Raw genomic sequence first — 23579 nt, forward strand, 5'->3', positions numbered from 1 at the left:
CCCGCTGCGCCGGATGTGCGACAACGGTGCCGTCACACGGCACGGTTGCGGCATGGACCTTGTCGTACGGGTCCGCTATCTGATCCTCTGAGCCCATGCGACTCGCTTTCTCCACGCTCGGTGTCCCCGGCCTCCCCGTCCGCGAGGTGGCCCGGCTCGCCGCAGACAACGGGTTCCACGGTGTCGAGCTGCGCGCGCACCCGGAGGAACCCGTGCACCCCGGTCTGGGGCTGGCCGAACGGGTCGACGTGGTGGAGGAGTTCAAGGCGGCCGGGGTGGAGATCCTGGCGGTGGCGGGGTACGCGCGCGTCGCGGCACCCGGCGAGGACGACCCCGTACTGGCCGAAGTGCGCTCCCTCCTGGAGCTGGCCCGCGACCTCGGTGCCCCCTTCGTCCGCGTCTTCCCCGGTGGCGGGGGCTCCGGCGCGGAGGAGGCCGACGCCACGGCGGCGCGTCGGCTCGCCAAGACCGCGCCGCTCGCAGCGGACCTGGGGGTGCGCGTACTGCTGGAGACGCACGACTCGCACGGTACGGGCGCTGAAGCGGCGCGCGTGGTCGGCGCCGTGGGCCACGCCTCGGTCGGCGTGCTCTGGGACGTCATGCACACCTGGCGGGGCGGTGAGGCCCCGCAGGACACCCACCGCGTACTGGCGCCGTACCTCGGCTACGTACAGGTGAAGGACATCCCCTCGGCCGAGGACACCACTCCCCTGCCGCCCGGACAGGGCGTGCTTCCGCTGGGCGAGGTCGTCGAGCTGCTGACCCGCGCCGCCGACGAGGAGGCGGACAGCCCTCGCGAGACGGACGGCGGAGCACCGGCCGCCGACGCCGGAACCGGAACCGATCCCGTCGCGGGACTCAGCGAAGGCCAGAACCAGGAGCAGGGCCAGAGCCAGGAGCGCGGGCCGCGCGGCGCGGACGCGGACAGGGGCTGGCTGTGCTGGGAGTACGAGAAGCGCTGGTACCCGCAGGTCCCGGAGCTGCCGGAACTGCTGCCCGGCGTGCGCGACCATCTGATGCGCCTGCTCTCCGCCTCGGCCTGACGCCCCGGTCGCTCCTCGCCCGACGCCCGCCGGACCCGACCGGCCCCGGCGGGAACCCGCGCGGGGCGCCGTCCGTCTCATCGGAGTACCGCCGGGGCATCCCCGCGGTGCGGTGTCGGCACGCTGCTGGCTGCGTCGCTGACCACCTCTCCAGCCGCCCGCGCCCGGCGGTGCGCCGTCACCGGTGCACCCCCTTCAACGCGCCGGTGACGGCTCCCCTCGCAAAGCCGGAGGGCTGTGCCCGCCGCTGCTCAGCCAGACGCGGCGGCGGGCACAGCCCGGATTCACGAATGCGGCGCTGAGCCCTACGGGCGCAGCATCCGGTCCTGCTTCGCGGGCCGGTCCAGCTCGGAGTCGTAGCGCGTGAGCCGCTTCGGCGTGGCTCCCGGCTCGACGTCCACGCCCGCCCACTTCATCAGCGCGCGGGTGGCGGCGGCCCGGTCGTCCTCGCCGAGCTTGGCGATGTTCGCGCCGTGGTTCTGGCCCGGCGCGACGTAGACGTGCGCGTCCTTGGTCCCCTTGCCGACGCGGAAGGGCTCGGCGCTCCACGGGTCGTTCTCCCCGTTGACGAAGAGCATCCGCGAGGAACGGGTGCGCACCCACTTGTCGATGTCCTTCATCGCCTTGTGGTCGAAGCGCATCGGGATGTCCCTGGGGACGTACGTGCGGGGTACGTTGATGCCCGGGTACTTGCGCAGGTCGTCGAGCAGGGGCTCCTCGTAGTCGGGGGAGCCGAGCTGGGTGCCCGCCTGGTAGTAGTACGGCGTGTACGGCAGCATGCCCTGGTCGGTTCCGGCCGACCAGCCGCCGATCTCGTCGGCCCAGTCGTACAGCTCGTCCGTGGGCGCGTCGGGGGTGGGCACGGTCTCGCACTCGGCGCCGTCGAGGTGATACTGCCAGTAGCCCCATACGAGGTCCTGCGCGACCAGCTCGAACGCGCGGTCCGCGTCGCCCGCCAGCTCGAAGGTGTAGCCCTCGTCCTTGGCCCACTTGGCGATGCGGGAGACGAACTCGTCGCGCCGCTCGAAGATCTCGCGCTGCACCGCGTTGAGCCGGTCGCGGCAGGCGTCGGAGCCGACGTTCTCGAAGAAGTCGTAGTAGGCGGAGTCCTCGTCGTTGTTCACGTCGTTGGGCGCGACGTAGGCGACGGTGCCGTCCATGTCCTTCGGGTAGAAGCGGCGGTAGTACGTCGCCGTCATGCCGCCCTTGCTGCCGCCGGTCGAGATCCAGTTCTCGCCGTAGATGCGGTTCAGGGCCTTGAAGATGCGGTGCTGGTCGCTGGCCGCCTGCCAGATGTCGAGCTTCGACCAGTCGGCCGGGTCGGGCCGGGACGGGGTGAAGAAGCGGTACTCCATCGACACCTGGTTGCCGTCCGTCATCTGCGTGGGTTCGCTGCGACGGGGTTCAGTGTTGAGGCCGTAGCCGCTGGTGAAGAAGACGGTGGGACGGTCCTCGCCCTTGTGCAGGAGAGATATCCGCTGGTTGAACGTCCCCTTGGAGGGGTGCCGGTGATCGACCGGCTGCTTGTAGTTGAGGATGAAGAAGCGGTAGCCGTCGACCGGCTTCTCCTCTATGAGGCTCATCCCGGGTATCGCGAGGATCCGGTCCTTGATGTCGGTCCTGACCGCGGTGGCGGCCCCCGCCGACGTGGCGCCGACACTGACGGTGCCTATGAGCACCACGAGCGACAACAACCATCTGAGCGTTTTGCGCATGCGCCCTCCCCTGTGGACAGCAAAGGTCGCGGTGAACCTATCGGTGCGGCTGCCGTCCCGCCAGACCCGATCGCCGCCCCGGCCTCCCCTTTCGCGCCTTCTCGCGGGCGGGCACGGGTGTTCCTGCGGGGGTTCGCGGCTTCGCGGCACGGGCCTACGCTGGCTTCCCATGACCGACCTACCGTCACCGCCCCTGGTCACCGGCCCCCGCGACATGGCGCTGCTCGCCTTCGAGCGCCTGCCCGAGTCGCACCGCTTCGACGGGGACGACGCACCCCTGGGCTACGTCCTGATCGTGCTCCGTCACGAGGGGCACACCCTCATGACGTACCAGCGCAAGCGCGCCTGCTGGGAGCTGCCCGGCGGCGGCATCGAACCCGGCGAACGGCCCCGGGCCGCCGCCGTGCGCGAACTGCGGGAGGAGACGGGGCAGACGGTGCCCGAGGACGCCCTGCGCTTCGTCGGCTACGCGAAGACGGCGCTGGGGCCCACGCGGCACGTGCTGCGCGGCGCGGTCTACGCCGCCCACGCCCGCACCCGCGCCCCGTTCACGGCCAACGACGAGGTCTCCGCGGTCCACTGGCGCGCGGACGGCGCACCGCTGCCCGATGGGCTCGTGCAGACGGTGGACGAGTACGTGGTCGGGCTCTGCGAGGAGGGGTAACGGATGACGGATGACGGATATCAACTAACAGATTTCAGATAACGTCATCTGTCACCCCACCCCACCCCACCCCACCCCGCCCCCTCCCCGTCAGCTCACTCCCTCACCGTCACCTCCGCGATCCCCGCGGGCTTCTTCGCGTCCTTCGAGGTGACCGAGACCCTGACGTACCGGAAGGGCTGCTCGCCCTTGCCCTTGCCCCCGGCCTCGTCGGCGCGCTCCGGGCGCCAGTGGTCGCCGTCGGCCGAGACCTCGACCGTGTGGCTCTCCGGTGCCGTCCTGGACCACCGCGTCTTGACGCCCCCGTCGCCGTCCACGTGCACGGGCCTGCCCAGGTCGACCGTGAGCGCCCCCTTCTTGCCATTGGGGGTCCAGGCGGTGGCGCGGCTGCCGTCGACCGCGGCGCCCGCGTACATGCCGGGCTGTTCCGAGGACGCCTCGGCCTTGTGGCAGCGGGCCAGGTTCTCCGTCGGCTTCAGGTCGGGGCGCCGGGTCTTGAGCGTCAGCGGCGCGCCCTGGCTGACGACCTGGTCGCCCTGCGGGGTGTCCACCGTGAAGGGCTCGCCTTCGGTCAGCCGCACCGAGGTGTGGTGGGCGCCGAGTGCGATGTCGTACGTGCGGCCCTGCCAGCGCAGCCCCCGCAGTGTGACGCCCTCCTTGAGCTGGGGCGGCAGCATCGGGTCGAGCCGCAGCTTGTCCTCGCGCATCCGCTGCCCCGTCAGGCCGTTGGTGAAGACCTGGAGGAAGCCGCCCTTCCCGGTGAGGAAGTCCTGTGCGGGCGAACCGGAGAGCGGGTCCTCCGCGCCCGCCTTGTCGCCGCGTGCCTCCGAGAAGACGGAGAACGGGCCGCGCATGAACGGCCGTACGGACCGCTCCAGATAGGTGTAGGCGGAGCAGCCGGGCTCGTCCGTGTCGGCGGCGTCGATGGCGTGGACGGAGTCGGTCATGGCGGGCCCGTCCGGGTCGGTGCGCTCGGCGTAGTAGTCGAGCGTCCTGGCGGCGGTGGCCTTGGACATGGGCCACTCCAGGGGGTAGCGCAGCAGCACGGTGTCGGCCTGCTTGATGAGGGTCCCCTTGTAGCCGTCGTACTGCTGGAAGACGCCCTTCTCCTTGTCGTAGGGGATGCGCAGTTTGTCGGCGACGGCCGCCCACTTGCCGGGTACGGGCTCGCCCAGCAGCCGCGCCGCGCGGATGGTGTGGCGCAGGGTGGTGGCGGCGCCCGCGTTGGTGAAGACGGCGTCGTCGACGCCGTTGCTGTACTCGTCGGGGCCCGCGACGTTCTTGACGGAGTAGCTGCCGTCGCCGTTCCTGGTGGCGCGGTCCGCCCAGAACTCGGCGATGCCCTTGAGGACGGGCCAGCCGCGTTCGCGCAGCCATGTGGTGTCGCGGGTGGCGAGGTAGTACTGCCAGGTGGCCAGGGCGATGTCGCTCTGGAGGTGGTTCTGGGTGCGGCAGTGCGGCGGGTCCCAGCTGTGGCATTCCTTCCACAGGTCGCCGTGGCTGCCGGTGTTCCAGCCGTAGAAGAGGCCGGAGTGGCCGAGCTTGCGCGCGTTGGCGCGGGCGCCCTCGCGGGTGCGGTAGCGGTAGTCGATGACCGACTTGGCCAGTTCGGGGCGGGTGGCCAGCAGCCCCGGGTACATCCACGTCTCGGCGTCCCAGAAGACGAGGCCCGCGTAGTTGTCGCTGCTCAGCCCCGTGGGGGCGATGCTGTCGCCGGCGCCCTCGCGGGTGCTGGCGAGGAGCCCGTACTGCGTGGAGCGGAGCCACTTCTGCGTCTCGGGGCGGCCGTTGACCTCGACGTCGCTGCGCCACAGCTCGCGCCAGGAGGCCGTGTGCGCCGCGTACATGCGGTCCCAGCCCCGGTCAGCGGCCTCGCGCGAGGCGGTGAGGGCGCTCTTCTCGGGCGAGCCGGAGGTGAGTGCGGTGTCGACGCCGACGTATTTGGTGAACTCGTAGGTGTGGCCCCGTCGCGCGGTGAAGGAGACGTGCTGCTTCGCGGTCAGCTTCTTCGCGTCGTCCGCCCTTTGTTCACTCCTTGTACGCACCTCGGGTCCGGGCCGCAGGGTGGAGGCGACCGCTCCGTCGGTCTTCGTGCCGTCGGTGCGGAAGGTGACATCCATCGTGCCGCCGCTCCCGCCGCTCCCGCCGCCCCCACCGCCCCCGCGCGCCGTACGCGCGCCGTCAGCCGTGCGGTCGCCGCCGCCCGTCTGGGAGACGCGGCGCGCGCCGCGCCCGTCGAGGACGTCGGTCACGCGGGCCTCGCCGCTCCAGTGCGGGGTCATCCGCAGTCTGACGGCGCCCGTGTGGGCGTGGTCGCGGTCGGCGAGGACGTCGTAGGTGAGGTCGGTGGCGCGGCCGTCGGAAGCGGTCCAGGTCAGCGAGGTGCGGACGACGCCCTCGCGCATCCTGAGCGACTGGGTGTAGCGGGTGACGCGCCCCTTCGGGGTGCCGGAGGAGAACGTCTCGCCCGCTTCGCCACCGGTGGCGACGTTCAGCCCGGTCCAGGTGGGGAGCGCCGCGAGGGCCTGCCGGTTCTCGGCGGTCTCCTTGTTGTGCGCGTAGAGCCCGGCGACGAAGGAGCCGTCGTAGCGCGGAGTGAACAGGGGCCAGCCGGTCTTCTCGCCGGTGGCGGCGTATCCGGAGCCGTGGGGGGCGACGCGCTGGCCGAGATAGCCGTTGCCCACGTAGGCGCGGTAGCTGTCCTCGGGGTCGAGCCGGTGCGAGGAGAGCGTCCAGCCGCCGGGGGGCGGAGCCGGGAACGCGGCGGGGGTGCGGGCTTCCTGTGGGGGGTGGCTCGGCTGGGCCGCCGACGACGCCTGGGGCACGGCGGCCACGAGGGCGCAGGCGAGCGTCGGGGCCACGAGACGTGCGGGTCGAGGCATGGGAGGAACCTAAAGTTGTGAACATGACGAGTCAATAGATCTCGCCATGCGTACAACCCTTGAAAGATCAACGGTTCGGGTGAGGTTGATCCCCTCACCCGAACCCGCCCTCACGACGCCCTCACGCCGCCGCCGGCTGCGTCTCCCCCGTGAACGTCCGCCACAGCCGCGCGTAGTGCCCGTCGCGTGCCACCAGTTCGTCGTGGGTGCCGTCCTCCACGACCCGGCCGTGGTCCAGGACGACGACGCGGTCGGCCCGTGCCGCCGTCGTCAGCCGGTGGGCGACGACCAGGGTGGTGCGGGTGCCGGAGAGCCGGTCCGTGGCCTGGTTGACCAGGGATTCGGTGGCCAGGTCCAGCGCCGCCGTCGCCTCGTCCAGGAGCAGCACGTCCGGGTCGACCAGCTCGGCGCGGGCGAGCGCGATGAGCTGCCGCTGCCCGGCCGAGAGGTTCCTGCCGCGCTCGGCCACGGGGTGCAGATAACCGTCCGAGAGCGAGGCGATCATGTCGTGCGCTCCCACGGCGCGCGCCGCCGCCTCGACCCGCGCGTCGGTGGCGTCGGGCAGCCCGTAGGCGATGGCGTCGCGCACCGTCCCCGGGAAGAGGTACGGCTCCTGGGGCACGACGCCCAGCCGCCGGCGGTAGCCCGTCAGGTCCAGGGTGCGCAGGTCCTCGCCGTCGGCCAGTACCGCGCCCTCGGTCGGATCGTAGAAGCGGGCCACGAGCTTGACGAGGGTGGACTTGCCCGCGCCGGTCTCGCCGACGAAGGCGACGGTCTGGCCCGCCGGGACGGTCAGGTCGATGCCCGAGAGCGCCTCCTCCTCGTGGGCGCCGCCCTCGGCCGTCGTATAGCGGAAGTGCACGTCCCTGAACGCGATCTCGCCGCGCAGCGTGCCCACCTCGCGCGGGTGCTCGGGTGCCGGGGTGCTGGTCCGCTCGCGCAGCAGCTCCTGGATGCGGCCGAGCGAGACCGACGCCTGCTGATAGCCGTCGAAGACCTGGGAGAGCTGCTGCACCGGGGCGAAGAACAGCTCGATGTAGAGGAGGTAGGCGACCAGCGCGCCCGCCGTCAGCGTGCCGTTCTCGATCCGGCCCGAGCCGACGATGAGCACGGCGGCCGTGGCGAGGGAGGCCAGCAACTGGACAAACGGGAAGTAGACGGATATCAGCCACTGGCCGCGCACCCGGGCCTGCCGGTACCCGTCGCTGCGCCGTGTGAAGCGGTCGGCACCCCGGTCCTCGCCGCGGAACGCCTGGACCATGCGCAGCCCGGCGACCGACTCCTGGAGGTCGGCGTTGACGACGCTGACCCGCTCCCGCGCCAGTTCGTACGCCTTCACGCTCTTGCGCCGGAAGAAGACGGTGCCGATGACCAGCAGCGGCAGGGTCGCGAAGACGACCAGGGCGAGCTGGACGTCGATGACCAGGAGCGCGACGAGTATGCCGAGGAAGGTGAACACGGAGACGACGGCGGTGACGAGACCGGTCTGGAGGAAGGTGGACAGCGCGTCGACGTCGGTCGTCATACGGGTCATGACGGCGCCGGTCAGGTGCCGTTCGTAGTAGTCGAGGCCGAGGCGCTGGAGCTGCGCGAAGATCTTCACGCGGAGCGCGTAGAGCACCCGCTCGCCTGTGCGTCCCGTCAGCCGCATGGAGCCGTACTGCGCGCCCCACTGGGCCAGGACCACGGCGAGCGCGAGCCCGGCCGCCGTCCACACAGCGCCCAGGGCGGCCTTCTGCACGCCGTCGTCGATGCCGTGCCGGATCAGCACGGGCAGCAGCAGCCCGAACCCGGCGTCGAGCGCGGCGAAGACCAGGGCGACCGCCAGGGCCGCGCCGAAGCCGCGCAGCAGCCGCCTGAGCCCGTAGGACTCCTCCTCCCGCTCGGCCTGGTCCTCGTCGATGCCCGGGGTGTCGTTCGCGGGCGGCAGCGCCGCGACCTTGGCGAGGAGTTCCGGGCTGCCCGGCATGTCGGCCAGCTGCGAGGCGAAGCCGCCGGGGCGGCCCGCGGTCGCGGCGGACGAGGCCGTTCCGGAGGAGGTGCCGGTCCCCTCCTCGCCGTTCTTCCCGCCCGCCTCGTCGGGGCGTACCCACAGCTCGGGCGTGACGCCGCCGACCGCCTCGTGCGCGTCGTGGCCCGCGGCGCCCGCGGGGTCGCGGTCGGTCTCGCCCAGTTCGTCGGGGTCGGTCAGCAGCCGCCGGTAGAGGGCGCAGCGCGCGGTCAGCTCCTCGTGGGTGCCGGTGTCCACCAGGCGTCCGCCGTCCAGCACGGCGATGCGGTCGGCCAGCGCGAGCGTCGACTGCCGGTGCGCGATCAGCAGCGTCGTACGGCCCGCCATGACGCCGCGCAGCGCCTCGTGGATCTCGTGCTCGACCCGCGCGTCGACGGCCGAGGTGGCATCGTCCAGAAGCAGCAGCCGGGGGTCGGTGAGGATGGCGCGGGCGAGCGCGATGCGCTGCCGCTGGCCGCCGGAGAGGGTCAGGCCCTGCTCGCCGACGGTCGTGTCGTAGCCGTCGGGCAGCTCGGATATGAAGCCGTCGGCCTGCGCCGCGCGCGCGGCCGTGCGTATCTGCTCGTCGGTGGCGTCGGGGACGCCGTAGGCGATGTTCTCGCGGATGGACTCGGAGAACAGGAAGCTGTTCTCGGGGACGAGGCCGATGGCGGAGCGCAGCGAGTGCAGCGTCAGATCGCGCACGTCGTGCCCGCCGACGCGGACCGCGCCGCCCGTCACGTCGTAGTAGCGGGGCAGCAGCAGGGACACCGTGGACTTGCCGCTGCCGCTGGTGCCGACGACGGCCACGGTCTCGCCCGGTTCGACGCGCAGGGCGAAGCCGTCGAGCACGGGGCGGTCCTGGTCGTAGCCGAAGGTGACGTTCTCGAACTCGACGGACGCCTCCGCGTCCTCGGGCAGCTCACGCGCGTCCGGCGCCTCCGCCATCTGCGGCTCGGTGTCGATGAGGTCGTAGACGCGCTCGACGCCCGCCCTGGCCTGCTGCCCGACGGTGAGCATCATCGCGAGCATGCGCACGGGGCCGACCAACTGGGCGAGGTAGGTGGAGAAGGCGACGAAGGTGCCCAGGGTGATCTGTCCGCGCGTCGCCATCCAGCCGCCCAGCGCCAGCATCGCCACCTGGCCGAGGGAGGGGATGGACTGGAGCGCGGGCGTGTAGCGGGAGTTGAGCTTGACGGTGCGCAGCCGGGCGGCGAAGAGCGTGCGGCCGATGTCGCGCAGCTTCCGCTTCTCCTGCGCTTCCTGGCCGAACCCCTTGACCACGCGCACCCCGGTGACCGACCCGTCGACGACGGAGGCGACGGCTCCGGCCTGCTGCTGCGCGTACCAGGTGGCCGGGAAGAGGCGTGTGCGGCTGAGGTTCGCGATCCACCACAGGAGGGGGAAGACGGCGATCGAGACGAGGGTGAGCAGCGGGGAGAGGCTGACCATGACGACGAGCGCGATGGCGAAGAGCAGCACGTTGCCGAGCATCATCGGCACCATGAAGAGCAGGCTCTGGACGAGCTGGAGGTCGCTGGTGCCGCGCCCCACGACCTGCCCCGTGGACAGCTCGTCCTGGCTGCGGCCGTCGAGCCGGATGATCGAGCGGTACATGTCGGTACGCAGGTCGTGCTGGACGTCCAGGGCGAGGCGGCCTCCGTAGAAGCGCCGCACGTAGGTCAGCACGTAGACGACGACGGCAGCGGCGATCAGCAGGCCGATCCACAGCCACATGCCGCCCTGGCCGCCGACCACGACGTCGTCGATGATCACCTTGGTGAGCAGCGGTACGAGCGCCATGATGCCCATGCCCGCGAGCGAGGTGCCGAGGGCGAGCAGCACGTTGCGCTTGTACTGCCAGCAGTACGCGGCCAGCCGCCGGGCCCATCCGGCACCCTTGCCGACCCCGACCCCGACCCCGACCCCGGTTCCGGTTCCGTTCTTGGTGGTGCCGCCCGCCTTGGTGGTCCCGCTCTTCGTGTCCGTCCCCGTCACACCGCGTCCTCTCCGTCGCCTCAGTCGCCGCACTGCCGGATGCTGCAACGCCCTGGCGTGCGGATTTCATCCCGCCGCAACACGGCGCAACACTTCTCGGCGCGACAAAAGGGAGGCCCGGCGGCGGGGGTGCGCGCAAGGGGGCAAGGGGGGCGAGGGGAGTGAGGGGGGCGGGGAGGCGCGTTCAGGCGCTCACGGGGCGTGGGGGAGCCGCGGGAGCCGCAGCGTCAGCGCGTAGAGGCGCGTGAGCTGTGTGGCGGACGCGTTGTCGTCGCTGACCAGCAGTACGCGCAACCGCTCGCCGTGCGCCTGCCCGTGTCCGTGCCCCATGACGGCCAGGCCCTCGATGTTGTCGAGGAGGGGGTTGGACTGCGGCGACGGGTTGGGCGCGCCCAGGTCGGGGCAGTCGCCCAGGTCCGCGAGGAGGGTCTTGCGGACGAGACCGGTCCCGTCCTGTCCCGTCAGCTCGCCGACGCGGGTGACGTCGTCAGCGCCGCGCGGGTCGGCGAGGTAGAGGCGGACGGTGTTGCCGGTGCCCTGCTCGTAGCCGCGCTCCAGCACGAGGAGGCGGCCGTCCCCGGTGGCGGCGATCTCGGCCACCCCGAGCTTCTCGTCCACCGGGTAGCCCCACTGGCGCGCGGCCCGGAATCCGCCGTCACGCGCGCGGTCCCAGCTCTGCATCCGTACGAGGGGGCGTCCCGACGCGTCCTTGCCGTCCCCCGCCAGCGGGCCCTCCAGGGCGGCGGTCAGGGTGCGGCCGTGGCGCAGCGCGGTCAGCCCCTCGAAGGTCTGGTTCGCCTGGGCGCGCCCGGCCGGTGCGACCCGGAGCGCCTCGGGTACGGGCAGACGGCCCAGGAGGGTCCCAGTCCCGTCGTACCTGCGTACCGAGGGCTCTGTCTCCGAGGTGACCAGGCGGTCGCCGTCGCGCTCGACGACCAGGCCCTCCGAGTCCAGGGGCTCGCCCCGCTCGTCGGCGAGGGGCACGGCGCGGGTGGTGCGCGCCGTGGGCGGGCCGCCGGTGGTGCGCACATCGAGGGAGAACAGGACGGAGCGGTCCGACAGCGCGGCGATCCGCCCGTCCACGTCCCGCGCCAGCGCGGAGAGCCCCGCCACGGGGGTCCCCTGGTACTCCGTCTTGTCGAGCGCGTCCGAGTACCCGGCGACGCTCGCACGCGGCGAACACGCCCCGCCGCCGTCGCCGCCGCCGTGCGTCCGGGGGCTCGCGGCGGCGTGCGCGGCCGGGCCGACGGAGGTGAGGGCGGTGAGAGTGGCGAGCGCGGCGGTGGTGAGGGCGAGCGCGGTACGCGGACGCACGGTCACGGAGGTCCCCTTACGGTTCGGTCACGGCGGGCGGTCACGCCGACCGCGGGTACCGGCCGGGGACGAGCACGAGCAGCGTCGGACAGGCACGGTAACGGGACTCGGACGGCAGGTCACCGGGTACCGACGGCCGGGCGACATCTCGCGCACGCGGCCTCCGCTTCCGGGGCGAGTGGGGCAGGCCCGTCGACGCTCATCGGACCGGCGGTGGCCCTGGGAAGCGGGCGGCTCCCCAGGACCACCGCGGCCGTGGTGGCGTCGCTGGATGCGTACAGGCGGGCACCCCCCACGAGGCCGGCACTGTCGCCGTCATGCAACGCCCCCATCCCGCGGGACTGCGCTACGAAGTCTGTCGAGAACTTCCACGAGATGCACATCGACCGAACAGAATCAGTAACGTTGTGTGTTAAATAAGACTCATACAGTAACCAGTGAGGACGGCCGAGCCGATTCGCGCAACCCCCGCCCACCAGCACCCTTGTCTCCACGGCAACGGGAGGGCGCCGATACGGGGCGCGAGCGGACGCGCACAGGCCGTTTCGAACACGGCCGGAAACAACCCGGTCACCCCCCGAACACCTCGCCGGTCACACCCGTACCGCCCGGCCGGAAGGACGGTCTTCGACGCCTCCGACGCCGCTCAGCGCTCTCCCTCTCCCCCTTCCGCTCCCGCTACCCGCCCCTCCGCGATCTGGCGGCTCATGAGCGTCGTCAGCTCGTACGCCGTGTGCGAGGCGGCGACCGCCGTCATCTCGGCGTGGTCGTAGGCGGGCGCGACCTCGACCAGGTCGGCGGAGACGAGATGGCACCCGGCGAGCCCGCGCAGGATCTCGAGCAGTTCCCTCGACGTGAGGCCGCCCGCCTCCGGGGTGCCGGTTCCCGGGGCGTGGGCCGGGTCCAGGACGTCGATGTCGATGGAGACGTAGAGCGGCCGGTTCCCGATGCGCTGCCGCAACTGGTCGGCGACCTCGTCCACGCCCCGGCGCATCACGTCGGCCGAGGTGACGATGCCGAAGCCCATCCTGGCGTCCTCGTCCAGGTCCTTCTTGCCGTACAGCGGCCCGCGCGTGCCCACGTGCGAGACGGCCGAGGTGTCGAGCAGCCCCTCCTCGAAGGCTCGCCTGAACGGGGTGCCGTGGGTGTAGGCGGCGCCGAAGTAGGTGTCCCAGGTGTCCAGGTGGGCGTCGAAATGCAGAAGTGCCACGGGGCCGTGTTTGCGGGCGACCGAGCGCAGAAGCGGGAGGGCGATCGTATGGTCGCCGCCGAGGGTCATCAGCCGGGCGCCGCTGTCCAGGATGCCGTCGGCGGCCTCCTGGACGGTCTCGACGGCCTCGTCGATGTTGAAGGGGTTGGCCGCGATGTCGCCCGCGTCAGCCACCTGGGCGAGCGCGAAGGGGGAGGCGTCCTGCGCGGGGTTGTAGGGGCGCAGCAGGCGGGACGCCTCACGGATCGCGTTGCCGCCGAACCGGGCTCCGGGCCGGTAGGAGACCCCCGTGTCGAAGGGGACGCCGACGACGGCGACATCGGCACGCCCTCCCACCTCGTCCAGGCGGGGCAGCCGCGCGAAGGTGGCGGGGCCCGCGTAGCGCGGTATGCGCGAGGAGTCGACCGGGCCGCGGGGCTCGGGCGACGGCTGATGCTGGGGCTCGGGCGTCGGGGTACTCATGCTGTGAGCGTAAGGGGCTGCTTCTCGCACGCCTTTGGACAGTTCAGAGAGGTGCGGGAACACTTTTTGCCTCAGTGTCGAGCCGTTGAGCCGTCGCGTCCGCCCGCTCCCGCCCGCTTCACGCCCGTCTCGCGGCCCCCTCATGACCGTCGCCGATCACCTCTGATCACTGGTACGGCCGTCACGTGGCGCGCCCTCGGGTGACAATGACCGCATGCCCATATTCGCCACAGGCGCAGCCCCCACTCGCTCCGAGCTGATCGGCCACCTCGTCCGCACCCGTATCGCGGGGGATGTCGCCACGCCTCGTGAGAACAACCTCTCGCACTACAGGAAGCTGGCCAACGGCGACCGGCACTACTGGCTCGGCCTCGAACTCGGCGACCGGTGGGCCGATGAGCAGGATGTGCTCGCGGTGATGGCGGAGCGCTGCGGCGTCGTCGACGATCCCGACTTCCGTACGGGTCAGGACACCATCGACCCCGAGCTGACCGTGGGCGCCCTGGACCGCGCCGCGGCCGAGCTGCGCAAGGCGGCGGAGGGCGGGCAGCGGGTGCTGTTCGCGACGGGGCACCCCGGCGCGCTGCTGGACATGCACGGCACGCTGGCGTCCGCGCTGCACTCCGCCGGGTGCGACATCGTGCGGGTCCCGCTGGGGACGTACGCGGACGACGGCGTGATCGTCCAGTTCGGCGGCGTCGCGGCGTACGAGCGTGGCGCGTCCCTGTGGCACACCCACTCCCCCGAGCCGATGCGGGAGGTCCTGGACGGGCTGGTGCGCACGGAGCAGCCGCTGCCGGATCTGGTCGTGGCCGACCACGGCTGGGCGGGCTGCGCGGCGCAGCGCGGCATCTCCGCCGTGGGCTTCGCCGACTGCAACGACCCCGCCCTCTTCCTGGGCGAGGCGGAGGACACCCTTTCGGTCGCGGTCCCGCTGGACGACCACGTCGTGGACCCGCGTTTCTACGAGCCGATGACCGCGTACCTCCTGGAGGCGGCGGGGCTGTCGGGTTTCAACGGGGACGTCACGGCATAGTGCCCCGTTCCGTGCCGGGCCGCCGTTGTCCCGGTCCCGGTGTGGGGTCGAGGAAGACGCGGCGCACGGCGGGGAAGCGTGCCCGCAGCCGGGCCTCCGCGTCCTCGCAGGCCCACTCGATCTCGGCGGCCGTGGCGTAGTCGGCGAAGTCCACCTTGGCGGCGACGAGCACCTCGCGCGGCCCCTGCACGACGGTGACCAGTTCCAGTACCCGTTCCACGTCGGGCAGCGCGAGCAGTTCCGCACGCACCACGTCCCGCATCCGGGAGGGCAGCGCGCGTCCGATCAACAGGGAAGCGTTGCTGCGGCCGAGCGAGAAGGCGACGTACACCAGCAGCAGCCCGATGAGCAGCGAGGCGACGCCGTCCCACACGGACGAGCCGCTGAGCTGCCCCCCAAGCAGTCCGCCCGCGGCCAGGGCGAGCCCGGCGAGCGCCGCGGAGTCCTCCATGACGACGGCCTTCACGGCGGTGTCGGGCGTGTGCCGCAGGTAGGTGAGCGGCGGCATTCCGAGGCGCGCGGCCTCGCCCTTGAGCTGGCCCGTGCCCCTCAGCAGCGAATAGCCCTCCAGGAGGAAGGCGACGGCGAGGATGACGTACGAGAGCGTCGGGTCGCCCAGCTTCTCGCCGTGGCTGAGGGTGCGGATGCCGTCGTGGACCGCGAAGACGGCGCCGCCCACGAAGGTGGCGACGGAGGCGAGCATCGCCCAGATGTAGCGCTCGTTGCCGTGGCCGAGCGGGTACTCCTCGTCGGCGGGCTTCTCCGCCCGCTTCAGGGAGGTGAGCAGGAGGAGTTCGGTGACGGTGTCGGCCACGGAGTGGGCGGCCTCGGAGAGCATCGCGCTGGAGCCGCTGAGGATGCCGCCGATCGCCTTGGCGACGGCGATCCCGAGGTTGGCGAGACCCGCGACGACGACGGTGACCGTGCTCTCGCTCTCCGCCGCCCCCGCGCCCGAGCCCTCGCCCGGACCGGGGCCCGTTCCCATGCCCGTGCCCCCACTGATCCCCGCACCATTGCCCATAGTGGCGCAGTATGCCCGATTTGCGAGCCGCGCCTAGTCGCGCGGCACCCGCACCACGCCCTCCTGGATGACGGATACCGCGAGCCGCCCGTCACGGGTGAAGATGCGCCCCTTGCCGAGACCCCTGCCACCCTGGGCCGTCGGGCTCTCCTGGTCGTAGAGCAGCCACTCGTCCGCGCGGAAGGGGCGGTGGAACCACATGGCGTGGTCCAGGCTCGCGCCCACCACGTCGCCGACCGCCCAGCCGCCGCGCCCGTGTGCCAGGAGCACCGAGTCGAGCAGGGTCATGTCCGAGACGTAGGTGGCGAGGCAGATGTGCAGGGTGGGGTCGTCCAGTTCGCCGTCGAGCTTGCCGTTGGTGCGGAACCAGACCTGGGAGCGCGGGCGGCGCGGCCGTCCGACGCTGCCGAACGGGGGCTCCTCCACGTAGCGCAGGTCCACGGCGGCCCGCGCCTTCATCAGACGGCGGGGGACGTCCTCGTCGCGGAAGAGGTGCGCGTAGCGCGGCAGCATCTCCTCCGCCGTGGGGAGCGTCTCCGGGTCGGGCGCCTCGGGCATCGGCTCCTGGTGCTCCAGGCCCTCCTCGTGCGCCTGGAGGGAGGCGGAGAGGTGGAAGATGGGCTGCCCGTGCTGGACGGCGACGACGCGGCGCGTGGTGAAGGAGCGCCCGTCGCGGATGCGGTCGACCGTGTAGACGATCGGCGCGCCCGGGTCGCCCGTCCGCAGGAAGTACGCGTGCAGGGAGTGGGGAAGGCGCCCCTCCGGCACGGTGCGGCAGGCGGCGACGAGCGCCTGCGCGGCGACCTGTCCCCCGAAGACGCGGGGGACGACAGCGGCGCGGCTGCCGCCCCGGAAGATGTCCTGCTCGACCCGCTCCAGATCGAGCAGGTCGAGCAGGGACGCGAGTTCGTTGCTCATGCGGCTGATTGTGCCCGCAGGTGGCTACCAGCGGTTACGTCGAAGATCACAGTCTCACCGGGGATCACGGTCCCGCCCGGGATCACAGCCCCATCGACTTGGCGACGATGGAGCGCATGACCTCGCTCGTGCCTCCGTAGATGCGCGAGACGCGGGTGTCGGCGTACATGTTGGCGATCGGGTACTCCAGCATGTAGCCGTAGCCGCCGTGCAGCTGGAGGCACTTGTCGATGACCTTGGCGGCGAGTTCGGTGGTGAACAGCTTCGCGGAGGCGGCGTCGGCGGGGGTCAGCTCGTCCGCGTCGAGCGCCTCCAGCGCGCGGTCGACGACGGCCTGCATGGCGTCGACGTCGGCCTTGCAGTCGGCCAGGACGAACTTGGTGTTCTGGAAGGAGGCGACCTCCTTGCCGAAGACCGTGCGCTCCTTGACGTAGTCGTGCGCGAAGCGGACGGCGGCGGCGGACTGCGCGTAGGCGCCGATGGCGATGCCGAGGCGCTCCTGCGGGAGGTTCTGGCCGAGGTACGAGAACGCCTTGCCCTCCTCGCCGAGCAGGTCCTCCACGGGCACCTTGACGTCGGTGAAGGAGAGTTCGGCGGTGTCGGAGGCCCGCAGGCCGAGCTTGTCGAGCTTGCGGCCGACCGCGTAGCCCTCGCTCTTGGTGTCCACGACGAGGATGGAGATCCCGCCGCGGCGGTCGTCCGGGCTGGGCGGCGCGGTACGGGCGCAGACCAGCACGCGGTCGGCCTGTACGCCGCCGGTGATGAAGGTCTTGGCGCCGTTCAGCACGTAGTGCGTGCCGTCCTCGGAGAGCTTGGCCGTGGTCTTCATGCCGGCGAGGTCGGAGCCGGTGCCGGGCTCGGTCATCGCGATGGCGGTCATCATCTCGCCGGAGACGAAGTGGGGCAGCCAGCGCTTCTTCTGCTCCTCGTTGCCGTACTTGAGGATGTACGGGAGGCAGAGCGCGGTGTGCACGCTGGAGCCGCCGAAGCTGACCCCGGCGCGGGCGCACTCCTCGGTGATGACGGCGTTGAACTTGAAGCTCGTCTCGCCGGCGCCGCCGTACTCCTCGGGGACCTCGATACCGAATATGCCCAGCTCACCGAGCTTCTTGTAGAGGTCGCGCGGGACGTAGCCCTGCTCCTGCCACTCCTGGTAGTAGGGCACGACCTCGGACTCGATGAAGTCGCGAATGGTCTGCCGGAACGCCTCGTGGTCCTCGTTGAACACCGTGCGACGCATGCACGCCTCCTCTGGTCCCGCTTGTCCCGTGTGCCGCTCGTCCCACCGCGGTGGCCGCCCATGGGGCCTGCCACGGCAGGACACTCAGACATGGCTAAGCGCTTGCTCAGTACCGTCCGGCATCAAGCTACCCAGCGGTCACGTCGACTGTCCAGAGGCGGCGGCCACACGGGCGCCACGGCGGGGGCGTGCGACGCGGTGCGACGCCGGACGCGGCGGGCGCTAGGGGGTGACGGAGCGGCCGGGCGCCGCGGCGGCCAGGGCGCCGCGCGCGAGGCGGTGCAGCAGCGCCGCGGTGGTCGCGCGGTCCGGGAGCGCCGAGGGGCCGCTCAGATGCGGGGTGGAGTTGAGCAGCCCGAAGACCGTGTGAACGGAGACCCGCGCCTCCAATTCCGTCAGCGCCGGATACACGTTCCGCACGGCCGAGACCCACAGCTCCACGTACTGCCGCTGGAGCTTGCGCACCTGCTTGCGGTCACTGTCGCGCAGCCGGTCCAGCTCGCGGTCGTGGAGCGTGATGAGGGAGCGGTCGTCCAGCGCGAAGTCGATGTGCCCGTCGATCAGCGCGTCCAGGGTGGCCTCGGGGGCCAGACCGGCGGCGGCCGACTCCTCGACGCGCATCCGGCCACCCTCGTGCAGCCGCCGGCTGATGCCGACGAGCAGTTCGGCCAGCATGGCGTCCTTGCCCGCGAAGTGGCGATAGAGCCCGGGACCGCTGATGCCGACCGCCGCCCCTATCTCATCGACCCCGACCCCGTGGAAGCCGCGCTCGGCGAAGAGGCGCGCCGCCTCCCGCAGGATCTGCTCGCGGCGGGTCGGCGCTTCGGACCCCGTCTTCGTGCTCATGAATTCATTCTAGACACGGGTGTTAGTGAGCGTTAACCTGATGGAGGAGTTAACGAGCATTAACCGGCCGTCGGGTCCGGGCATGCCCGCGTGCGCCCGGGTCCAGGGCGGGCAGGGCGCCGCGGGGACGGCGCGGCAGGGCGGCGGAGTGGGCACGGGTGCGGGGCGAGGCGCGGAGCAAGGGAGCTCAGTGACATGAACGACTCGACGGGATCGACGACCACAGGAACAGCGGGCCCTGCCCGTGCTCCCGCGCCGACGGCCGCCGCGCCCTCGCCCTCGGCGTCGGCACCGGTGCTGGGCAGCTCCGCCGATCCGTCGTCCGACGCGTTCGCGGCCAACGTGGCGGCGCACCGTGAGCTGGCGGCGCGGCTGCGCGAGAAGCTGGCCACGGCGCGGCAGGGCGGCGGGGAGCGGGCGCGGGCACGTCACACCGCGCGCGGCAAGCTCCTGCCCCGGGACAGGGTGGACGCGCTGCTCGATCCCGGCTCCCCCTTCCTGGAGCTGTCGCCCCTCGCGGCCGACGGCATGTACGGGGACGCGGCGCCCGCCGCCGGGGTCATCGCGGGCATCGGGCGGGTATCGGGCCGCGAGGTGGTCGTGGTCGCGAACGACGCCACCGTCAAGGGCGGCACGTATTACCCGATGACGGTGAAGAAGCACCTGCGCGCCCAGGAGATCGCGCTGGAGAACCGGCTGCCGTGCGTCTATCTGGTCGATTCGGGCGGCGCCTTCCTGCCGATGCAGGACGAGGTCTTCCCGGACCGCGAGCACTTCGGCCGGATCTTCTACAACCAGGCGCGGATGTCGGGCGCCGGTGTCCCCCAGATCGCGGCGGTACTGGGCTCCTGCACGGCGGGCGGCGCCTATGTGCCCGCCATGAGCGACGAGGCGGTGATCGTCCGCGAGCAGGGCACGATCTTCCTGGGCGGGCCGCCGCTGGTGAAGGCCGCGACGGGCGAGGTCGTCACCGCCGAGGAGCTGGGCGGCGGCGAGGTGCACAGCCGCACCTCCGGTGTGACCGACCACCTCGCCGAGGACGACGCGCACGCGCTGCGCATCGTGCGGGACATCGTGCACACCCTCCCGGACCGCGGCCCGCTCCCCTGGCCGGTGCGCCCCGTCGAGGAACCGGCCGTCGATCCGGCGGGGCTGTACGGCGCGGTGCCCGTCGATTCCCGCACTCCGTACGACGTGCGCGAGGTGATCGCGCGCGTGGTGGACGGCTCCCGCTTCCAGGAGTTCAAGGCGGAGTACGGCACGACGCTGGTCACCGGCTTCGCCCGTATTCACGGCCACCCGGTGGGCATCGTGGCGAACAACGGCATCCTGTTCTCCGAGTCGGCGCAGAAGGGCGCCCACTTCGTCGAGCTGTGCGATCAGCGCGGCATCCCGCTGCTCTTCCTCCAGAACATCTCGGGCTTCATGGTCGGCAGGGACTATGAGGCGGGCGGCATCGCCAAGCACGGCGCCAAGATGGTCACCGCCGTGGCCTGCACTCGCGTGCCGAAGCTGACGGTCGTCATCGGCGGTTCCTACGGCGCGGGGAACTATTCGATGTGCGGCCGGGCCTATGACCCCCGCTTCCTGTGGATGTGGCCCAACGCCAAGATCTCCGTGATGGGCGGCGAGCAGGCGGCGGCCGTCCTCGCGACGGTGAAGCGCGATCAGATGGAGGCGCGCGGCGAGGAGTGGAGCGCGGAGGACGAGGAGGCGTTCCGGGCCCCCGTCCGCGCCCAGTACGAGGAACAGGGCAACGCCTATTACGCGACGGCGCGGCTCTGGGACGACGGCGTGATCGATCCCCTGGAGACCAGAACGGTGCTGGGCCTCGCGCTGACGGCCTGCGCGAACTCCCCCCTGCCGGAGACCGATCCGTCAGGCCCCCGCTTCGGCGTCTTCCGGATGTGACCGGATGCGCGGCCGGGTGCGGGACGTGACGGGCAGGGCGAGCGGAACGGATACGACATGACGGCGAACGCGGCAGACACCGCGCAGGTGACGGGCAGGGCGCAGGTGACGGGCGTGGCGGACATGAGGACGAGGGCGTGAGGGGGACAGTGGCGATGTTCGACACCGTGCTGGTGGCCAACAGGGGCGAGATCGCGGTGCGCGTGATCCGTAGCCTGCGCGCGATGGGCATCCGCTCGGCCGCGGTCTTCAGCGACGCGGACGCCGGGGCGCGGCATGTGCGGGAGGCGGACACCGCCGTGCGCATCGGGCCCGCTCCCGCGGCTTCGAGCTATCTCTCGGCCGAGCGGCTGCTGGCGGCGGCCCGCCGCACGGGGGCCCAGGCCGTCCACCCGGGTTACGGCTTCCTCGCGGAGAACGCCGCCTTCGCCCGCGCCTGCGAAGACGCCGGGCTGGCCTTCATCGGCCCACCCGCCGCCGCCATCGAGGTGATGGGCGACAAGATCCGCGCCAAGGAGACCGTCCAGGCGGCGGGGGTCCCGGTGGTGCCGGGCTCCTCGGGCAGCGGACTCTCCGACGGCGAACTGGCCGAGGCGGCACGCGGGATCGGCATGCCCGTGCTGCTGAAGCCCTCGGCGGGCGGCGGCGGCAAGGGCATGCGGCTGGTGCGGGACGAGGCCGCGCTGGAAGAGGAGATCGCGGCGGCCCGGCGCGAGGCACGGGGCGCGTTCGGCGACGACACCCTGCTCGTGGAGCGCTGGATCGACCACCCCCGGCACATCGAGATCCAGGTGCTGGCCGACGGGCAGGGCGGGGTGATCCACCTCGGGGAGCGCGAGTGTTCGCTCCAGCGCCGTCACCAGAAGATCGTCGAGGAGGCGCCCAGCCCGCTGCTGGACGAGACCACCCGCGCGTCGATGGGCCGGGCCGCCGTGGAGGCGGCCCGGTCGTGCGGGTATCTCGGCGCGGGCACCGTCGAGTTCATCGTCCCGGCCGACGATCCGGGCTCGTACTTCTTCATGGAGATGAACACCCGCCTCCAGGTCGAGCACCCCGTCACGGAGATGGTCACCGGGCTGGATCTGGTCGAGTGGCAGTTGAGGGTGGCCGCGGGCGAGTCGCTGCCGTTCGGGCAGGAGGGCGTCACCCTCACAGGGCACGCCGTGGAGGCCCGGGTCTGCGCGGAGACGGCGCGCGTGACCGGCGAGGGCAGGCACGTGGACTTCCTCCCCTCTGCGGGCACCGTGCTGCTGCTCCGCGAGCCAGGGGGCGAGGGGGTGCGCACGGACTCGGGGCTCGTGGAGGGCGCGGAGGTCGGCACCACGTACGACCCGATGCTCGCCAAGGTCGTCGCCCACGCCCAGGACAGGCCCACGGCGCTGCGCAGGCTGCGGGCGGCGCTCGCGGACACGGCGGTGCTGGGCGTCGAGACCAACACCGGTTTCCTGCGCCGTCTGCTGGCACACCCCGAAGTGACCGCGGGCACCATGGACACCGGCCTGGTGGACCGTGACGCGCATACCCTGGTGCGTACGGACGTGCCCGCCGCGGCCTATGCGGCGGCGGCCCTGTTGCGCCAGGCCGCACTGGAGCCCGCCCCGTCCGGGGACGCGGGATGGACCGACCCCTTCTCCGTGCCCACCGGCTGGCGCCTGGGCGGGGAGGCAGCGTGGACGCCCCACGCGCTGCGGGCTCCGGGCCACGATCCGGTGACCGTCCATGTCCGGGGCCGGGCCGACGACGCGTGGGTCGGCGTGGACGGTGCCGAGCCCGTGCCCGCGCGGCTGCTGTCGCCCGAGCGGGGCAGGGTCGGCCTGGAGTGGGACGGCGTCACCCACTTCTTCGACCACGCCCCCAGCGGCGCGGGCCGCTGGCTCGGCCGGGACGGCGACGGCTGGCACCTCCAGGACCACGATCCCGTCGCGGCCTCCCTCGGCGGCGCGGCGGGAGCGCACGGCGCCGACGCGCTCACCGCGCCCATGCCCGGCACCGTCACCCTGGTCAAGTCGTCGGTGGGCGAGGAGGTCACCGCGGGGCAGAGCCTCCTGGTGGTCGAGGCGATGAAGATGGAGCACGTCATCACCGCGCCCTACGACGGAACCGTCACCGAGCTGGACGTCACGGCGGGCAGCACCGTCGCCATGGACCAGGTGCTCGCGGTCGTGGAGCCCCGCGACGCCGCCGGGCCCGACGGCACACCCTCCGATGCCGCGCCCTCCAGCACCGCACACCCCGGGACCTCACATCCCGGAACGCCGTCGCACCGTGAGGAGGCGGGAGCATGATCGAGGGGCTGCCCATGCGCGTCCCCGTGGAGGGGCTTCCGGCGCGAGTGGAGATCTATGAGGTCGGGCCTCGGGACGGGTTGCAGAACGAGAAGGGGACCGTCCCCGTCGAGGTGAAGGCCGAGTTCATCCATCGGCTGCACGGCGCGGGGCTCACCACCGTCGAGGCCACGAGCTTCGTCCACCCCAAGTGGGTCCCCCAACTCGCGGACGCGGAGCAGTTGATGCCGCTCCTCCGCGATCTGCCGGACGGGCTGCGCCTGCCGGTGCTCGTGCCCAACGAACGCGGGCGCGAGCGGGCAGCCGCGCACGCCTGCCGGGACATCGCCGTCTTCGCCAGCGCCACCGAGTCCTTCGCCAAGGCCAATCTGAACCGCACGCTCGACGAATCCCTCGCGATGTTCGAGCCCGTGGTGTCCCGTGCCAAGGCGGACGGGCAGCGGGTGCGCGGCTATGTGTCGATGTGCTTCGGCGATCCCTGGGAGGGCCCCGTCCCTCTCACCCAGGTGGTCCGCGTCTGCCGCGCGCTCCTCGCGCAGGGCTGCGACGAGCTGAGCCTCGGCGACACCATCGGCGTGGCCACTCCGGGCCATGTCACGGCGCTGCTGTCCGCGCTGAACGAGGCCGGGGTGCCCACTGAGCGGCTCTCCGTCCACTTCCACGACACCTACGGGCAGGCCCTCGCCAACACCCTCGCCGCGCTCCAGCACGGGGTGACCACGGTGGACGCCTCGGCGGGCGGCCTGGGCGGCTGCCCCTACGCCAAGAGCGCCACAGGCAACCTCGCGACCGAGGACCTGGTGTGGATGCTGACGGGGCTCGGCGTCGAGACCGGTGTCGATCTCGGCCGTCTCACCGCCACCAGCGCGTGGATGGCCGACAAGCTGGGCCGCCCCAGCCCCTCGCGCACGGTCCGCGCCCTCACGGGCCCCGGCACGGACACCGGCACCGGCACAGACGCCGTAGCCAACACCGGCACCGGCCCCGGCACGGTCACCACCCCGCAGACCTCTCCTCCCGACTCCCACAAGGAGCAGTGAGCAC

15 protein-coding genes are annotated in these 23579 nt (G+C 72.1%); 6 read left to right on the forward strand and 9 right to left on the reverse strand.

Translation table 11 applies throughout. The features are described from left to right. The first annotated feature begins 95 nt into the window (after nucleotides 1-95). Nucleotides 96-1043: a sugar phosphate isomerase/epimerase family protein gene (locus ACWGJ2_RS10440; RefSeq protein ID WP_453345603.1), complete on the forward strand. Its 948-nt coding sequence runs from the start codon at nucleotides 96-98 to the stop codon at nucleotides 1041-1043. Nucleotides 1044-1348: 305 nt separating this feature from the next. Here the strand turns inward: ACWGJ2_RS10440 and ACWGJ2_RS10445 are convergent, their stop codons facing one another. After that, a complete protein-coding gene (locus tag ACWGJ2_RS10445) occupies nucleotides 1349-2758 on the reverse strand; it encodes a S28 family serine protease (protein ID WP_453345604.1) in 1410 nt (469 codons plus the stop codon). Nucleotides 2759-2927: 169 nt separating this feature from the next. Between ACWGJ2_RS10445 and ACWGJ2_RS10450 the strand changes: the two genes are divergently transcribed. Beyond that, on the forward strand, nucleotides 2928-3422 hold the full coding sequence (locus tag ACWGJ2_RS10450) for an NUDIX hydrolase (protein ID WP_453345605.1): 495 nt from the start codon (nucleotides 2928-2930) through the stop codon (nucleotides 3420-3422). 95 nt (nucleotides 3423-3517) lie between these two features. Here the strand turns inward: ACWGJ2_RS10450 and ACWGJ2_RS10455 are convergent, their stop codons facing one another. The 4 genes from ACWGJ2_RS10455 to speB all read right to left on the reverse strand — a co-directional run bounded on the left by ACWGJ2_RS10455 (nucleotide 3518) and on the right by speB (nucleotide 13278). Beyond that, a complete protein-coding gene (locus ACWGJ2_RS10455; protein WP_453345606.1) occupies nucleotides 3518-6304 on the reverse strand; it encodes a glycosyl hydrolase family 95 catalytic domain-containing protein in 2787 nt (928 codons plus the stop codon). A 121-nt stretch (nucleotides 6305-6425) separates the two neighbouring features. Then, complete coding sequence (locus tag ACWGJ2_RS10460) at nucleotides 6426-10172, reverse strand: ABC transporter ATP-binding protein (protein ID WP_453345672.1); 3747 nt, start codon at nucleotides 10170-10172, stop codon at nucleotides 6426-6428. 312 nt (nucleotides 10173-10484) lie between these two features. Beyond that, nucleotides 10485-11606 (reverse strand): esterase-like activity of phytase family protein, encoded by a 1122-nt coding sequence (locus ACWGJ2_RS10465; protein WP_453345673.1) that lies wholly within the window; start codon nucleotides 11604-11606, stop codon nucleotides 10485-10487. A 646-nt stretch (nucleotides 11607-12252) separates the two neighbouring features. Further along, nucleotides 12253-13278 carry an agmatinase gene (speB, locus tag ACWGJ2_RS10470; RefSeq protein WP_453345607.1) on the reverse strand — a complete coding sequence of 342 codons (1026 nt, stop codon included), beginning with the start codon at nucleotides 13276-13278 and terminating at the stop codon, nucleotides 12253-12255. A 214-nt stretch (nucleotides 13279-13492) separates the two neighbouring features. Here speB and ACWGJ2_RS10475 point away from each other — a divergent pair, with 214 nt between their 5' ends. Then, complete coding sequence (locus ACWGJ2_RS10475; RefSeq protein ID WP_453345608.1) at nucleotides 13493-14314, forward strand: phosphatase; 822 nt, start codon at nucleotides 13493-13495, stop codon at nucleotides 14312-14314. On the opposite strand, the gene ACWGJ2_RS10480 is transcribed toward ACWGJ2_RS10475, so the two are convergent. The 4 genes from ACWGJ2_RS10480 to ACWGJ2_RS10495 all read right to left on the reverse strand — a co-directional run bounded on the left by ACWGJ2_RS10480 (nucleotide 14304) and on the right by ACWGJ2_RS10495 (nucleotide 18339). Beyond that, nucleotides 14304-15299 carry a cation diffusion facilitator family transporter gene (locus ACWGJ2_RS10480; RefSeq protein ID WP_453345609.1) on the reverse strand — a complete coding sequence of 332 codons (996 nt, stop codon included), beginning with the start codon at nucleotides 15297-15299 and terminating at the stop codon, nucleotides 14304-14306. The genes ACWGJ2_RS10475 and ACWGJ2_RS10480 overlap by 11 nt on opposite strands. Nucleotides 15300-15368: 69 nt before the next feature. Further along, nucleotides 15369-16253, reverse strand: coding sequence for an acyl-CoA thioesterase II (tesB, locus tag ACWGJ2_RS10485; RefSeq protein WP_453345610.1), 885 nt, complete (start codon nucleotides 16251-16253; stop codon nucleotides 15369-15371). A gap of 82 nt (nucleotides 16254-16335) precedes the next feature. After that, nucleotides 16336-17493, reverse strand: coding sequence for an acyl-CoA dehydrogenase family protein (locus ACWGJ2_RS10490; protein WP_453345611.1), 1158 nt, complete (start codon nucleotides 17491-17493; stop codon nucleotides 16336-16338). Nucleotides 17494-17715: 222 nt separating this feature from the next. Then, nucleotides 17716-18339, reverse strand: a complete 624-nt coding sequence (locus tag ACWGJ2_RS10495; RefSeq protein WP_453345612.1) for an SACE_7040 family transcriptional regulator — start codon at nucleotides 18337-18339, stop codon at nucleotides 17716-17718. A 294-nt stretch (nucleotides 18340-18633) separates the two neighbouring features. Here ACWGJ2_RS10495 and ACWGJ2_RS10500 point away from each other — a divergent pair, with 294 nt between their 5' ends. The 3 genes from ACWGJ2_RS10500 to ACWGJ2_RS10510 all read left to right on the forward strand — a co-directional run bounded on the left by ACWGJ2_RS10500 (nucleotide 18634) and on the right by ACWGJ2_RS10510 (nucleotide 23575). Further along, nucleotides 18634-20250 carry a carboxyl transferase domain-containing protein gene (locus ACWGJ2_RS10500; protein WP_453345674.1) on the forward strand — a complete coding sequence of 539 codons (1617 nt, stop codon included), beginning with the start codon at nucleotides 18634-18636 and terminating at the stop codon, nucleotides 20248-20250. Nucleotides 20251-20405: 155 nt separating this feature from the next. Continuing rightward, a complete protein-coding gene (locus ACWGJ2_RS10505) occupies nucleotides 20406-22535 on the forward strand; it encodes an acetyl/propionyl/methylcrotonyl-CoA carboxylase subunit alpha (RefSeq protein WP_453345675.1) in 2130 nt (709 codons plus the stop codon). Next, nucleotides 22532-23575: a hydroxymethylglutaryl-CoA lyase gene (locus ACWGJ2_RS10510; protein WP_453345613.1), complete on the forward strand. Its 1044-nt coding sequence runs from the start codon at nucleotides 22532-22534 to the stop codon at nucleotides 23573-23575. The genes ACWGJ2_RS10505 and ACWGJ2_RS10510 overlap by 4 nt, the downstream gene beginning before the upstream one ends. Nucleotides 23576-23579: the final 4 nt, after the last annotated feature.

Source organism: Streptomyces sp. NPDC054796, assembly GCF_053611545.1.